Source organism: Streptomyces lydicus, assembly GCF_001729485.1.
Taxonomy (GTDB): Bacteria; Actinomycetota; Actinomycetes; order Streptomycetales; family Streptomycetaceae; genus Streptomyces; species Streptomyces lydicus_D.
In genome coordinates, this window is record NZ_CP017157.1 from 4,321,933 (window position 1) to 4,335,704 (window position 13,772).

Consider the following 13,772-nt stretch of genomic DNA (forward strand, 5'->3'; position numbering starts at 1 on the left):
CGGTCCGTGGTCGAAGTACGAGGACGGGGCTTCGCCGGCGGCCGGTGCCGAGCGCGGTGCCGCCGCAGACCTCGACAACGGCCCCGGCTTCGACGAGCGTGATCGAGAGCGCCTCGCGGGTGGGTGCCCCACCCCGCGGAGGACGTACGGCCCACCCACGGCGGTGGAGGGAGATTGCGCTGCTCCCGGCTCATGACGAGGCGCTGTCCGTGTCCGTGCGCCCGCGAGGGGTGCGGGCCGGGCTTCGACCTGGCCGCCTTCGCCGCCGGCCCTCCTGCCGGGTCAGGGCAGGTTGCACCGGGCGGTGAAGGCATCGGCCGAGGGAGAACTGAGGAGCAGGGTCGACGTTCTGGAACTGGAGCGAGTTGTCGTCAGCTCACCGCAGGATCGAGGCAGGGGCGACCACCGGCAAGCCGGTACTCGACCTCACCGCGCTGTGAGGTGACGTCTTCCCGGCGCGGTCGGTCAAGGCAGGAGCTCGATGTACCCGCCGGTTCCGTGCACGCGGATCCGCTGCCCGTCCCGGATCAGCCGGGTGGCGTGCTCCACGCCCACGACGGCCGGCAAGCCGTACTCCCGGGCGATCACCGCGCCATGGGTCATCAGGCCGCCCACCTCCGTCACCAGGCCCGCGATTCCGACGAACAGCGGCGACCAGCTGGGGTCCGTGAAGGTCGTGACCAGGATGTCGCCCGCTTCGAGTTCGGCGTCCGCCATGTCAAGGATGACGCGGGCCCTCCCCTCGATGGTCCCGGCGGAAACCGGTAGGCCGATCAGGGCGCCGGCCGGCACGTCGTCGCGCCGGTACGCCCCGGTGAGGGCCTCACCGTCCGAGGTGAGCACCCGGGGCGGGGTGAGCGCGTCGTACGACCGGAACGCGTCCTTGCGCTGCTTGACGATCTGGTCATCCACCTGGTTCGAGCGCACGACGTCACGGAGTTCCTGGAACGTGAGGTAGAAGACGTCCTCCTTCTCAGCAAGCACGTCGGCCTGTACGAGGCGCTCGGCCTCCTCCATCAACGCCTGCTTGTAGACGAAGTAGCGGCTGACGATGCCGTACTTCGGGTACTCCCGGTACCCGATGAAGGTCCTGACCCGGTCGATCATCCGCTTGGTCTCGTCGGCTTTCCGGTCCCCGTCCGGCAGGGCCCGCAAGCGTGACAGCACGTCCTGTTCCTTCTTCAGCGCCTTCTGCCGCCCTTGCTCGAAGCGCCGCTCGGCGGCGCCCGGCTCGAAGTTCCTGACGTTGTCGAGGATCACGGGCACGAGCGTGGTGGGGCGCTCCCGCCAGCGCGGCCTCGTGATGTCGATCTCGCCGACGCAGCGCATGCCGTACCGGTCGAGGTAGCTCTCGATGGCGTCGCGCGCTTCGGTCCCGCCCGCGAGCTTCGCCAGCTCGTCCAGGAAGGCCGCGTCCTCGGCGTACTCGACGCGCTGCAGGAACGCCACCACCTCCGCATGCGGGCGGATCACGTCCGCGACGTCGAGCAGCGCCAGTCCCATCTCCGACGTGATGTTGTCGGGGGCGGACAGGGTGAGCGTGTCAGCCGCGTTCTTCTCGCCCAGCCACTCCTGCAGCTTGTCGTTGAGCCACCACGTGGCCTCCATCCCCGCCATGATCGCCCGTATGCTCAGCGGATCACTGAGGACCCGCTTGTGCTCCTCGAATGCCTCCAGCAGGAAGTCGAACAGTGCCGGTCCGGTCTTCGTCCGGATGTCGCGCTCCAGGGCGGCGATGGACGCCTGGCTGCGCTCGATCAGCTCGGTGACGAGGGCCGGATCGGTCTCGATCGGGGCGGCCGCTCCGCCGGCCGGCGGCCCGCCGGGAACCGCGTCCGGGAGCGAGGGGACCAAATCGTCGCCGTCGAGGACGGTCTCCAGAGCGTCCCTGACCAGCGGATCGCCTCTCCCCACGAGGTCCAGGAGGGCGGCGCGGCTCGCGGGCGAGGCCAGGCGCCGGGTGACGTCGACGAACAGCGTCCCGCCGGCCTCGTGCATCGGCACCATGGCCGTCAGCTTCCACATGGAGAGCCCCAGGGGCTTCATGGGGTCGGTCATCATCTGCTGATGTCCGACGGAGACGTAGACGTGATTCTCCTGGTCGTCGGTCTCGGGGATGGGGTACAGCGTCGTGATCGGCCGGCTCTGCACGATCTGGAAGTCCTCGTCGATCAGGCACCATTCGATGTCCTGCGGGCGGCCGAAGTGCGCTTCGATCCGACGCCCGAGCTGCACGAGCCGTACGACCTGCGCATCCGTCAGCGCCGGCTGCTCCTGCCGCGGCGAGTCGATCGCCACTTCCTGCGTACCGCCGGCCGGCAGGGCGTGTACGGCACGCTGTTTGGCGGCGATCGTCCTGGCGACGACTTCGCCGTGTCGCACCTTGAAGACGTCCGGGTTCACCAGGCCGGATACCAGTGCCTCGCCGAGGCCGAAGCCGGCGTCCACGGTGGCGACCTTCCGGTTGCCTGTGACGGGGTCGGCCGTGAACAGGATGCCGGCCGCATGCGGGAAGACCATCTGCTGCACGACCACGGCCATGTGGACCGTCCGGTGGTCGATGCCGTTCCGCTGGCGGTAGGTCACGGCCCGCTCGGTGAACAGCGAGGCCCAGCACCGGCTGACATGCTGGAGGATCGCCGCCGGCCCCACGATGTTCAGGTACGTGTCCTGCTGGCCGGCGAAGGAGGCTGTCGGCAGGTCCTCTGCCGTCGCGCTGGAGCGGACGGCGTACGCGGCTTGCTCGCCGAGCCGGGCGAGCGCGCGGGTGATCGCCGCCGCGACATCGCCCGGGAGGGCGATTTCTTCGATGGTCCGGCGGATCTGCGCGCTGAGCGTGCGGATCGCCTCCCGGTCGTCCGAGTCCAGGCGCGACAGCTGATCGAGCCGATCGTCGATGGACGGCGCTTCGGCCATGATCCGCCGGAAGGCGTCCGTCGTCACGCAAAAGCCGGCCGGCACGCGGATGCCTTCGATCCGCGAGAGCCCGCCCAGGTGCGCGCCCTTGCCGCCAACGACCGCGACCTGCGTCTCGTCAATCTCTTGAAGATCCAACACGTACTGCTCGATCATCGGGATCCCTCCGAGGCAGCCGTGTTCCGTCGCACTGCGGTCGCCGGTCGCCTCACCGGCGCCTCCCACTCTGTCCAACCTCTTGTCCGGCACGACCTCACCTCTGGTTGCCTTCCCTTCGACGAGCCGGCCGGCCGCTCCGCCCTCTCGGACGGCGCGTACCCCCGCAGCTCCTTCGCCCCGCGCGCCCGCAACCGCACTGCAGGCCCCACCGGTTCGACGTCACCGCGTCCCCCGTACGTCGACAACAACACACGCACGTCGTGCCCCTCATTTCCGCAGGTTGTGGCATCGGCCGACGATTCTGTGCCGTGACCCGGGTCTTGCCGCAAGCCCCCCCTCGCGCTATAACTTGAGAGTGGCAAGGAGAGTGCTCTCCTTGCCTTTCCCTTTTACCTTCCGCCGGGACCGGCAAGATCTCGCGAAGCGGTGGCGCGCCGCGTACGGGAACGCGTCGCTGGCCCAGGCCCGAAACGGGGGCTCGATCCCCCTCGGACGCTCCCGAGGCGGGTGTTGACCAGCTGGAGCCATCTCGCCTGCGACAGGCCGGGATGCCCGCTGGCATCCACGACCACGCGGTGGAAACACCGACGGCTGCAGCCGGTTCACGGTCCGTGGTCACTCGACGCCGACGGTTCACTCACCGTCCGCGGGCGGAGGGGCTCGAGTGGAGCAATCCCTGACTCGTTGTCGCACTGTCCGGTGCTTGATTCGGGACGTGCGGACCGGCATACCGATGGCAAATAAGTGCCCCGGTGAGCGCCTACTCTCAACGGTGCTGACCAGCAGAAACCTGTTGTGGCAAACTCAGACACCAGGCGCGCGGTCGGTGCGGCCTCTAGTAGTGGAACGGACAAGGAGTAGCGGCGGCAGCGAGTGGCTGCGCGGCGACCCGATCGTGGCGCCGGCACGGGGCGGCCGCCCTGACCTCAGCCGTCTTCCCTGCCGTGTTCGCGCAGGCGACGCTCCTCGCGCACTGGCACGTGGTCCACCCGGTGGTCGATCCGGGCGACGACTCACCTGGCGGCGGAAGCATGGGGAACGTGATCGCCATGCCGCTCTTCGCGGTAGCTGCCATCGCTTGCCTGCTGTTTCCTCTGCTGTGGGGAATCACGGCCTTCCGCACGCGGGCGCGGCGGTGAAGGATCTGCCGGCAATTTCCGCTGTCCTGCAGGGAGTTGCCTACTGGTGGCCCTTCCTGCCGCCATGACGCTTCCGTACAGCTGGGCCGATGTCACCACACTCGTCGCCGCGGAACTGGTCGCACTGGGCGTCGTGGAGGCAGCCAGGAAGTGCGGCACCAGTGTCACCCTGCAGCCGGTCGTCGCTCCGCGGACGTGGAGTGGCCCGACCTTCCAGGACGCCGGCGAACTGGCGGCTGTCGCCTTAGCACGCGCAGAGCAGGGGCGACCCCTGGGAGAGCTCCCCGAGGCATGACTGGGAGGCGGCAGGGCGGCGCTGTACTCGCCCCCTGCGCAACGGTGGCCGAAGTCCGCTTTGCCACCCGAACAGATCGCCGCGCCAGGGCACTGAGAACGACGGGAGCTTTCGCTGGCCGCTCGAGCACTGAGCCGGTCTCGGCAGCCCTGGTGCACGAGTCGGTGCTGCCGCGGATGCGACGTGTACGCCATGTGGTAGGGGCGCGGCATCGTGGGATGGCCGGCGGGCGGCTCGAAGAAGAACCCGCGCCTCAACCCTTACGACGGCACGGTCGTGGAAATCCGGAACGTGCCCCGCACCGCAGCAGAGCCGCTGCCGTCGACGACGATGTGACGGTCATCGAGACCGACGAGCCCCCCAGCAAGGAGGAGCTGAGCGAACGCCGTGACCAGTTGCTCGACGACCTGCGCACAATCAACGGACTTCTGGAAGAGCACGCAGTCCCATCTGCGGAACCTCTGCGCTGTCGGTGCGGGCGCCACGAATGCCCGCCTGAGGGGTACACGGTGACCGAGATTGCTGAGCTGGTCGGCGTTACCGCAAACACGGTGAGCGCCTGGTGCCGCACAGAAGCGCTCGCCGCGCACCGAGTCGGTGGTCGATGGATCGTGCCGGAGCCCCTCCCCGAATACGTCGGCAGAACCCGCATCCCGTCCAACGCACCGCGCGAATGCCTCCGGACCCGCGCCTGTCGGTTTCGGTCGGCGGCTGTGACGAAGAGAGGTACTTGGCCCCTCCGAGAGGTAGTTGGCCTCGTGACTGTGCGCGATCATGCAGCCGTGGTGTGCCGACGTGCGGCGGTCGTCACGAAGGCACGCTTGCTGCCACCGAGATCAATCGACCTCACAGCTCGGTGCATCCGGCTCGGCCTGAAGAATGTTCTGGGCGCGTGCATGGCGCCGATGCCCGCACGTGCGTATAGCCCCCAACCTCATCCTGGAGGTCGGGGGCTTGGTGGAACTCACTGCGCCGAAGGGTCAGGGCACGAGGGACGCCTTCCATAGGGTGACGTCGGCGGCGCGGTTGAAGTAGGCGTTGGTGCAGACGGAGTACGCGGAGCCTGACTCTGTGCCGAGGCCGTTGGTCTCCAGGAAGCCGCCGTTGGCGCTGTAGAGGTTCCACAGCAGGAGGACGTCACCGGCGCGGACGTTCTTGTCGGTAGGTGTGGAGGTCTGGGCGAAGATCTGCCACCGGCCAGTACCGGGAGCGCGGTCCTGGTTCGGGGAGGTCGTAACGGCGTACAAGCCGCCGGCGGCCTGCTGGGCGGTGGCTGCCCCCCCGTTGGTGTCCAGGTAGCTGCCGTTGCCGTACAGGTTGCGGAGATAGACCACGTCCCCGCTCTGGACGAGCTGCCCCGTGGCCTTGCCGGCGGTCGAGAGGATCTGCCACGTGCCGGTGCCGGGGCCGCGGGTGGGGGTCGGTGCGGTCGAGACCTTGTACAGGGCACCTGCGGCGCTGCTTGTGGAGTTGGTGTCGAGGTAGCCGCCCGCCCAGTTGTTGTACCCGTTCTGTAAGGCCAGTTTGTCGCCGTACTTGAGCTCGTTCGCCATCTGGCTTCCCCTCCCTGGTTGAAGTACCGCGGGCCCCGGAACTTGCCTCTGGCGCGTGACCCCCGGTTCGCCTACGCGAGTAGGACATGCCCGACATCGGATTAATTAACGCCCTGCGATGTGTGATTGCTCCGGGCCTGGTCAGTAAGCCTCCTTACTGCGGGAGATCGGCCGCGTTTACGAGGGGCACTGGGCAGGCTCACCACCCACACAACCGGAGATTCTTCGCGGTGCTCGTGACGCGCCGGGCGGAACCTGCCACAGGTCGCAGCGCTGCTCGGGCCCCCTTGTGGTCACCGCGGTGGCAAGGAGTCCCCGCTCAGGCCGGGCCGTGCACCTGCTGGTGAATGAGGTGCCGTCGACGAAGCTGCGAGGGCGCTATGAGGAGGCACGAGCACGTTGGCAGGCTGCGCCGGCCTCGTGTCGAGCGCGTACTGCTGGGGCTCGTACCTCGTCGCGCCTGACACGGTGACGGAATATGGTCCCGGCGGTGCCCGTTGCACGCGCATGAGCACAGACACGCGGCGTCCGGTCACCATCAACCGCAGGACCAGGGCCCCGGCCACGGGGGTGTCGAGCAAGGAACCACAGTGAGGGGGCCTTGCAGGCATGATCGGCCGCCCCGGCTGGCTGCATCGCCGTGATGCTGGAGCGGGGGGCCCTGGCCGGCGCGGCACACGCCGCAAACTGTGTGCTGTCCTCACCGGAAGCAGAACAGGCTCTCCCCACCGCTGGTGTGGCGAATTGCTGCGACGGCCATTCGCTACGCCAGCGCCCCCGTTAGGCGAAAGGCGCGATGGGTGAGGCCGGCCAGGGCTTTCCCTGGCTGGACGTTCGACGACCCACGCGCCGCCGCTTCGAAACCGAAGGGATACTTATTTCACGTCATTTCAAGCGTTCAGTAACCTTCTTGGCGGCCCTGTCGCTTGCCGTAAGAGGATTGTCGTCACCGGGCCCGAGGCTCAGGCCGAAGAGGTGTGCAGCGGACACAACTGGATGCGGGAGTTCGACACGCCTGGCGAGAACATAGAAGTCGAATACCAATTCTGCGTTGGCGGAGGCGGAGGAAAGTACCAGGGGCGGGGCTACGGCACGGTCGATGACGGGGGCGGAGCACGCAAGGTAGACGCATTCATCGTCGAGACCCGGCTGGAGCGGGGCGACGTCGTCATCACGAGCAAGCGCTGCGATTTCACGAAAGCGGTCAACTCCAGGGACGGCATAAACATCGACTGCGCCAGCCCGTACGCCCTCGGGCGGACTCATTACGCTGGTGACGGCCGCATCTACATCGACATCGACAACGACGGCCGCTCCGGCACCTGGTACGACCTTCCCGGCTCGATCCCGCTTCCATGAGCCTGCCGCAACTGCGATCGGGCGCTCCACAGTGCTAAAACGCCGTTTCTTTTGGGCTGCGAGACCTAGGTCGATGGTCCGACGCGCTGCCCGATGTGTTTCATGACATCTGCTGGTCGGATAGTGGAGTGAGCGATCTTGTGAACGAGCCAGGCCCAGCCGTCCGTTTGCGCTTGGCTGAGGAAAAGAACGTCTGGCTGTGCACCGTGCGTCCGGATGGCTCTGCCCACGTCACGCCTGTCTGGTTCGTCTACCAGAACTCCCGGTGGTGGATCGGTTCGGATCAGAGCTCCGTCAAGGTCAGAAATATCCGCAAGGAGCCCCGCGTGTCCCTGGCTTTGGAGGATGGTCGGTTCCCGGTCGTCGCCGAAGGAGACGCATTACTGATTCGTGATGGGTTCCCTCGCGAGGTCGTGACCGCGTTCGAGCACAAATATGGGTGGGACGTATCCGCGCCCACGCGCCCCGGAAGCAAGCGGGTGCTGCTGGAAGTGCATGTGCGTCGGTGGCTGTTGGCTGGCACGGCCCAGTGACGGCGGTGGCGGGAGTCAACCTCACGCCACGAGCCGACGGTGGCAGATGAGGACTGCGGCGATGCCGACAAAGGCGAGGAAGGCAGCCCCCGTCGCCCGGACCTCGATCCGGTGGCGGGACCCGCCTTGTGCGCAGGTGGGGTTGGTGACGTTGAGCCGGAGTGCAGGCGAAGCAGGGGCGTCGAGCAACGGCGCGGACTCCAGTACGTGCAGCTCCGTGACTGCCAGGGACATTGGCTCGGTGCGGCAGGTGCAGGTAGCCGGTGACGCGGAGCTGATCGGGGGCCAGGTCGTGCAGTACAGCGTGTCCCATCACCGGGTCGGCGACGCTGCATGGCAGGACCATCTCGCCGGTGCTGTCGTGTGTGGGGGAGACAGTGAGGCGGAACCGTGCGGTCGATCCGGTGGTGTCGCCGGGCATGGTCGGCTCGTCCAGGAATCCGTCGAGGACCAGACGATCATTGAGCGTCATGCCGCCGCCTTCATGCCTGCTGCGGGGTCGCGAAATTTGCGCTTGCCGGGCCGGTGGCATCGGTTCACGTCACGGCTCGTACGGGGTGAGCTGGCTGGGGATGAGTTCCAGCTCCAGCCGCGCCATCACCTGCTCACGTACGGTCGGCGGCACGGTGCGGACTGCCCGCTGCTTCTCCTGTTTGTGGCGGGCCTGTTCGGCGGCCACGCCGACCCAGTCGTCCCCGAGGCGTCGTACAAGGTCTGTGCGGAGGATGGTCCGTTGACGGGCGGCGGTTGCCGCTCACACTCCGGTCGGCGTCAGCTGCTTGTTGGCCAGGGCTCGTTGCAGGCAGCCAGTGACGATTGGGCAGCGGGAGCAAGGCTAGCCGCGCCTCGGCGAGGGCTTTCTCCCCGCTCGGCGCGGCCGGTGATGTCCTCGATGGCGAACGGCTTCGGTTCGCTGCGGCACGCCAGCTTGGCCTTGCGGGGGAAGGGGATCGGGCCGTCGGCGTCGGGCGCGGACGGGGGGTTGGGGGGCCGGTGCGGCGGCCGCTCATGAGGTGCCCTCCGGAACGAGGTGGGGGAGTTGGAGGAGGACCTGGTGCACGAGGTCCTTCGACGGCCACCACGGTCCGAGTTGCCCGCGTGTGTTGGGAATCGAGAGGGCGAGCTCCTGGACGTCCGTGAGGATGAGGCGGTGTGCATCCGGCTGCGCCCAGGGGGAGCAGGGCGGGGCGCCTGTGGTGTCGCCGAGGCGGGCGACGCCGAGAGGGCGCCGGTGTGCAGCTGGCGGCCGCGGATCGCTGTTGGCGACCAGAGGGTCCCACAGCGGGGCACGCTCGGTTATCTGGAGGTCTCGCTCGTAAGCACAGCTCCTGGGCTACGGGTATGTGAGTCGGTGTTGGTGAGGCTTCTCCTTTGCTCTGGGTCTTGATCGTTCGGCGGAGACTGGTCCGTGCTGCGCTCAGCACGCCCGCGCGAGTGCAGCTCCGGCGGCCCCGGTCAGCGTGCGAGGGCCAGTGCGCGCCGGTGGAGTGCCGCGCGTGCGGGGTGTACGACACCATCGACGTCCGCAGATACTGCTGGTCAGCTGGTTCCCAACCAACTCGACCCGAGGATGTCCCCATGCGTCGTGCTCTTACAGCGGTTGCCTTATGCGCCGCGACCGTTGCTCTCACGCTGGGAAGCGCGGGATTCGCCAACGCGGATACTTGGATCTCCCCGCAACAGTGCCTGGACGGGGGCGGGCAGGTTATGCAGATCGAGCCCGGGCTGGGCAACTGCGTCGGCGGGACGTACGACGGTATCGAGGTGCGAGAGCGACCCTGAGCCCCCCATTCGATTCCACTGTGATGGCATCGCCCCGCCGAACTGTTCGGCGGGGCTTTGACGAGGGCAACCGGAGTACGTCAGAAACGTGCCCTGGTCATCTAGAGGTCTCGCTCATAGGCGCAGCTCATGGGCTACGGGTATGTGAGTCACGTTGAGGGACCATCCCCTCATGGACAGAGTTGTTGATCTCGACGAAGTGGCTGTCGTTCTGGCCGAGCGGGCCGTGGGCTGGACGGCGGCCGGCCTTGAAGTGCGCCGAGCGACCTGGAGGGATGCGGAGGCGTCCTGGCCTCAGCCCCTGGAGACCGACAGAGACCGGGTTCGTGATCCGGACTCGGTCGGCATGGTCATATCCGGTCAGGCGGAGACCGTGCTGTCCGTTGTGCTGTTCCGTGGCGGCTGGGCCGACGTGGACTTCGTCGCTGGCCTTGACGACGCCGGTTGCTTGCCGGCTTCGGATATCACCTCGGTGTCGGACTTCAGGACCCGGATGGATCAGTGGGTGACCCGTGTCTTCGGGAGCCTTGACGGCGTTCAGTGAGCGCCGATACCTTCCCCGGCTCACCTGGCCGCCTGTTGTTCGGCGCGAGCGCGGGTGCTGGCGAGTCGGTAGGAGTCAGTGCCGGTTTCGGTGATGTTGCCGTCGAAGGTGAGGCGGTCGACGATGGCCGCGCAGAGACGGGGATCGGCGAAGGTCTTGGTCCAGCCGGAGGAGGACTCGCTGGAGGCAATGGCGACGCTGTTCTTCTCCTCGCGTTCAGTCAGGACCTGGAAGAGGAGTTCGGCGCCGCGGCGGTCGAGTTCCATGTAGCCGAGTTCGTCGATGCAGAGCAGCCTCGCTGCGCTCGGCCGGCTGGCCGACTGAAGGCCGCACCCCGCTTCGACGCTTTCCCATGGAGACGCCCGGTCATGGAACCCACCGCCTCGTCCACCGCCCTGGTCTCCGTCGCGCTCGACGCCCTTGGCGTGGGCGGTCCGCCCAAACACCTCAGCGGCCGTAAGGGCGCCAACGTATGGCGGGCAGGCGACTGGACCGTCAAGACCGCCGTGCCCGGCGCCCGCGGGCACCTCGCGCACGAGACTGCCGCGTACGGCCTGCTCCAGCACCAAGGGCTCCACCCCGGCGCCCGGCACGGTGACGGCATCGGTGGACGGTGGTTGGCCGTGCCCTGGATCGACGGCTCCAGCCTCTGGGAGGTCTTCACCCCCGCCCGCGACGGCCACACCACCACCGACCAGCGCACCGCCATGCGACAGACGGCCCGTACCGCGCTCGCCGCTCTGGAGCGACTGCACGAAGCCGGCTGGATTCACGGCGACATGCAGGCCGAGAACGCTATCCTCGCCGGTGATGGCGTCGAGTTCATCGACTACGACAACGCCGTCCACCACCCCGGCCTCCCGCTGTCGCACCCCTACCGCGGCGGGCTGATCCACGTCATCGCCCCGGAGACCGCCCACCAACTCCTGTCCACCGAAGAAGACCAGCACGTCCCGCTGATCGCGCTGGCCGAACTCTTCGCCCTCGGCGCCTCTCTGTACTGGGCGTGGACCGGACTGCGCATCACCGATTACAGGGGCGACCCGGCGGGCGCGCACGCTGATCTGTACGCCGACATCTCAGCCGGACGTCGCCGCGATCTCACCGTCGACCGGCCCTGGAACGACCCCGAGCTCGAACGGCTCATCCTCGGTGCCACACGCCCCCGACCGCAGGAGCGGAGCTATCAGGGCTAACGCCGCCTCTGCCCCGGGCCCTCACCCGTACGTGCTGTGCGCTTGGTGGTTGCCGCCGCAGCGTCTCCCCAGCCGGTCAGTACGCCAGGCTCGCGGTCCGATGCCGCCGGAGCGGAACCCTGGACACACCCGGCAAGGTCGCCGACTTCCTCCGCACCACCGAGCTGGAGCCCGCCGAGCGGGCCGCGCTCGACCCGGGCGTGACCGTACGGCGCGGCCAGGGCTACACGCTACGCGTCAGCGTCGCCCCCGCCGTGCACCGCCAGCTCCTCGTCCGCTGCCAGCCGCTCGACGGCGGTCAGGGGGTCCCGGCGGTCCCGGCCCAGCGCAAAGCGCGCCGCGAGTACGAGAACCGCGTCAGCACCCTTGCATCGCCCAAGGGGCGCCGTTCTCGGCGCCTATGGCTGGACCGACCTTGGCGAGGGGTCGCCGCTTTGGGTTGCGGCGGGTGTGCTCAGGCGGCGTGGTGGGTCTTGCGGCGGTGTACGGCGAGGGCGGTGCCGCCGCCGGCGGTGATCAGTGTGGCGGCCAGGCCGGCAATCACTGCGGTGTTGTCGTTCGTGCCGGTCTCGGCGAGGTCAGAGCCCTTGGCCGCGGTCGACGGGGCGCTGTTGGTCTTCATGGTCTTGTCGATCCAGCTCGCGTAGGCGGGCGCGCTGGTGTAGAGGCCGGGGCCCTGCGAGCACGGTACTTTCGGGGCGCCGGGCCCGGAGGTGACGCCGATCAGCTCCCAGCGGCCGTTGCGGCCCTTTTGGATCTGCGGTCCGCCGGAGTCCCCGAAGCAGGCCATGGCCTTGGGTACGGTGGTGATCGTGCACAGCCGGGTTCGGTCCGCGTATCCGGGCGCGCACTCGGACTTGGCGCCTCTGCGGGTGTTCAGCTGCTGCAGCCGGTCCGGGAATTTCAACTCGGGCTCGACGGTGGTGCCGAAGCCCAGGAGCCGGGTCGGCGTGCCGGGCTGCCCTGGCTGCTCGGCGATCTTGATGGGTTGCTGGGTGACCGGGCGGTCCAGGCGTATCAGTGCGATGTCGTTGTTGTTGGCGACCTTGTTGTCGCCGTTCGTATAGCCGGGGTGGACGAAGGCCCGGTCGATCTTTCGGACGGTGCCGCCGGACTTGCGGTGGTCGCTGCCGACCCGCACGATGCCGTCCAGCTTGAGCCCCTCGCTCTTTATGCAGTGAGCCGCCGTCAGCACCCACTGTTGATCGATCAGCGACGCCCCGCAGTTCCCGTCGAGCACACCCTGGTCCGGGGCGGACTCCGGGATGACCGCCATGAACGGGTAGCTCTCGGTGGAGTCCGACCCGTTGACGATGGCTCGTGCGCTGCCGGCCATGACGGTGATGCAGGCCGCAGCGGTGAGAGCGCCGATGGCAGCGGTGCGGGCGGTACGGCGGCGCGGCGGCTTGAAGCTGATCACAGAGGGTTCCCTTGTGCTTGGTGGGCGGTATGCATTCAGCCTCGTTGTCCGATACCTGCAGGACCATCCGGCCAGCGGGCCGGTCGATGGTGGGGTCAGCCCCCTCTGCACGGGGGAAAACCCGGCGCCTGGAGTGTGGCTTGCCCTAGCCCCGTTCGCCAGGAGCATCCCGACGCTGTCCCAGCAAGAACCGCAGTGCTGTCAAAGCTCGTGAACATCACCCGACCGTCGATCGGGGCGCCTCCACTCCCGTGAACAACCGCTGTCACGACCCGCGAATAAAGCCACCTGTGCCTGGAAACCGCCGGCCAGCCCATCCGTCACGTGGCGAGCAGCGGTCGTGGCCCGGTCGCCTGGGTTGCCGCCTGTGAAGAGGCGTAGGGGCCGCGGCCGCAGATCTGGTTCATCGACGCTGTGATGGCCGCGTCCGACGCGCAGGCATAAATCCTGTTCACCTGCGGGTATCCGGGTGGGGTTAAGCATTCGGGTATCCGCTGTGCGGTGTGGCGCCCGGGGATCCGGAACGCAGGCAAGCCGGGTAACCGGCTTGGGGAGGCAGGTTCACTGGAGCGGTGCGAGCGGTCATCCTGGCCGACGCGCACTTGTCCGACCGATGATGCCCCCGGCGCGGCAGGCACATCAGTCAGGGTGCGAGGCCGTAGGCCGTTCCCGCCCCGTGTGGGGCGCGCACCACGGGCAGCGACGCCCGTTCCACGTGGGAGCCCGGGGTGCGCGACGGCGCCCGGGGTGTTGCGCGTCGGCCGGCGGGTGTGAGCACCGAGGCCGGCCCTTGGAGATGCCGCGGGTAGAGGCGTCGTCGCGAGGGCCGCGATGCCGCCGCCCGGACCCGCGGAATCTCTTGGTGATCGAGCGATG

The 13,772-nt window shown here is 68.3% G+C and carries 12 protein-coding genes and 1 pseudogene; 6 read left to right on the forward strand and 7 right to left on the reverse strand.

All coding sequences use genetic code 11. The features are described 5' to 3' along the window. Positions 1–465 precede the first annotated feature (465 nt). Positions 466–3,072 (reverse strand): rifamycin-inactivating phosphotransferase, encoded by a 2,607-nt coding sequence (gene rph / locus SL103_RS18720; RefSeq protein WP_069570133.1) that lies wholly within the window; start codon positions 3,070–3,072, stop codon positions 466–468. Positions 3,073–4,019: 947 nt separating this feature from the next. Here rph and SL103_RS18725 point away from each other — a divergent pair. Next, positions 4,020–4,214, forward strand: coding sequence for a hypothetical protein (locus SL103_RS18725; protein WP_069570134.1), 195 nt, complete (start codon positions 4,020–4,022; stop codon positions 4,212–4,214). A 555-nt stretch (positions 4,215–4,769) separates the two neighbouring features. Here the strand turns inward: SL103_RS18725 and SL103_RS37935 are convergent. Then, positions 4,770–4,949, reverse strand: a complete 180-nt coding sequence (locus tag SL103_RS37935; protein WP_069570136.1) for a hypothetical protein — start codon at positions 4,947–4,949, stop codon at positions 4,770–4,772. Positions 4,950–5,018: 69 nt separating this feature from the next. On the opposite strand from SL103_RS37935, the gene SL103_RS39605 reads away from it, so the two are divergent. Next, complete coding sequence (locus SL103_RS39605; protein ID WP_164492846.1) at positions 5,019–5,516, forward strand: helix-turn-helix domain-containing protein; 498 nt, start codon at positions 5,019–5,021, stop codon at positions 5,514–5,516. On the opposite strand, the gene SL103_RS18740 is transcribed toward SL103_RS39605, so the two are convergent. Continuing rightward, a complete protein-coding gene (locus SL103_RS18740; RefSeq protein WP_069570137.1) occupies positions 5,490–6,062 on the reverse strand; it encodes a hypothetical protein in 573 nt (190 codons plus the stop codon). The genes SL103_RS39605 and SL103_RS18740 overlap by 27 nt on opposite strands. Before the next feature lie 996 nt (positions 6,063–7,058). On the opposite strand from SL103_RS18740, the gene SL103_RS18745 reads away from it, so the two are divergent. Both SL103_RS18745 and SL103_RS18750 read left to right on the forward strand, forming a co-directional pair. Continuing rightward, the gene (locus SL103_RS18745; RefSeq protein WP_069570138.1) at positions 7,059–7,421 is read left to right on the forward strand and encodes a hypothetical protein; all 363 of its coding nucleotides are present in this window, start codon (positions 7,059–7,061) and stop codon (positions 7,419–7,421) included. A 128-nt stretch (positions 7,422–7,549) separates the two neighbouring features. Continuing rightward, a complete protein-coding gene (locus tag SL103_RS18750) occupies positions 7,550–7,954 on the forward strand; it encodes a pyridoxamine 5'-phosphate oxidase family protein (RefSeq protein ID WP_069570139.1) in 405 nt (134 codons plus the stop codon). A 21-nt stretch (positions 7,955–7,975) separates the two neighbouring features. Here the strand turns inward: SL103_RS18750 and SL103_RS18755 are convergent, their stop codons facing one another. Together SL103_RS18755 and SL103_RS37945 are read right to left on the reverse strand one after the other, a co-directional pair. Next, positions 7,976–8,188, reverse strand: a complete 213-nt coding sequence (locus SL103_RS18755; protein ID WP_069570140.1) for a hypothetical protein — start codon at positions 8,186–8,188, stop codon at positions 7,976–7,978. Between the two features lie 307 nt (positions 8,189–8,495). Continuing rightward, entirely contained in the window at positions 8,496–8,633 is a 138-nt protein-coding gene (locus tag SL103_RS37945; RefSeq protein ID WP_164492847.1) for a hypothetical protein, read from the reverse strand. 1,275 nt (positions 8,634–9,908) lie between these two features. Here SL103_RS37945 and SL103_RS18760 point away from each other — a divergent pair. Continuing rightward, positions 9,909–10,280 (forward strand): hypothetical protein, encoded by a 372-nt coding sequence (locus SL103_RS18760; RefSeq protein ID WP_069570141.1) that lies wholly within the window; start codon positions 9,909–9,911, stop codon positions 10,278–10,280. A gap of 20 nt (positions 10,281–10,300) precedes the next feature. On the opposite strand, the pseudogene SL103_RS18765 reads toward SL103_RS18760, so the two are convergent. Further along, positions 10,301–10,573, reverse strand: a pseudogene (locus tag SL103_RS18765) (ATP-binding protein); the annotation flags it as partial. A 75-nt stretch (positions 10,574–10,648) separates the two neighbouring features. On the opposite strand from SL103_RS18765, the gene SL103_RS18770 reads away from it, so the two are divergent. Then, a complete protein-coding gene (locus tag SL103_RS18770; RefSeq protein WP_164492731.1) occupies positions 10,649–11,476 on the forward strand; it encodes a hypothetical protein in 828 nt (275 codons plus the stop codon). A 454-nt stretch (positions 11,477–11,930) separates the two neighbouring features. On the opposite strand, the gene SL103_RS18775 is transcribed toward SL103_RS18770, so the two are convergent. Further along, complete coding sequence (locus SL103_RS18775; protein WP_069570143.1) at positions 11,931–12,896, reverse strand: serine protease; 966 nt, start codon at positions 12,894–12,896, stop codon at positions 11,931–11,933. Between the last annotated feature and the right edge of the window lie 876 nt (positions 12,897–13,772).

Coding starts and splice junctions, on each gene's coding strand:
- SL103_RS18770 (WP_164492731.1), top strand. CDS start 10,649: ATGGAACCCACCGCCTCGTCCACCGCCCTGGTCTCCGTCGCGCTCGAC.
- rph (WP_069570133.1), bottom strand. CDS start 3,072: ATGATCGAGCAGTACGTGTTGGATCTTCAAGAGATTGACGAGACGCAG.
- SL103_RS18745 (WP_069570138.1), top strand. CDS start 7,059: ATGCGGGAGTTCGACACGCCTGGCGAGAACATAGAAGTCGAATACCAA.
- SL103_RS18760 (WP_069570141.1), top strand. CDS start 9,909: ATGGACAGAGTTGTTGATCTCGACGAAGTGGCTGTCGTTCTGGCCGAG.
- SL103_RS18755 (WP_069570140.1), bottom strand. CDS start 8,188: ATGTCCCTGGCAGTCACGGAGCTGCACGTACTGGAGTCCGCGCCGTTG.
- SL103_RS18740 (WP_069570137.1), bottom strand. CDS start 6,062: ATGGCGAACGAGCTCAAGTACGGCGACAAACTGGCCTTACAGAACGGG.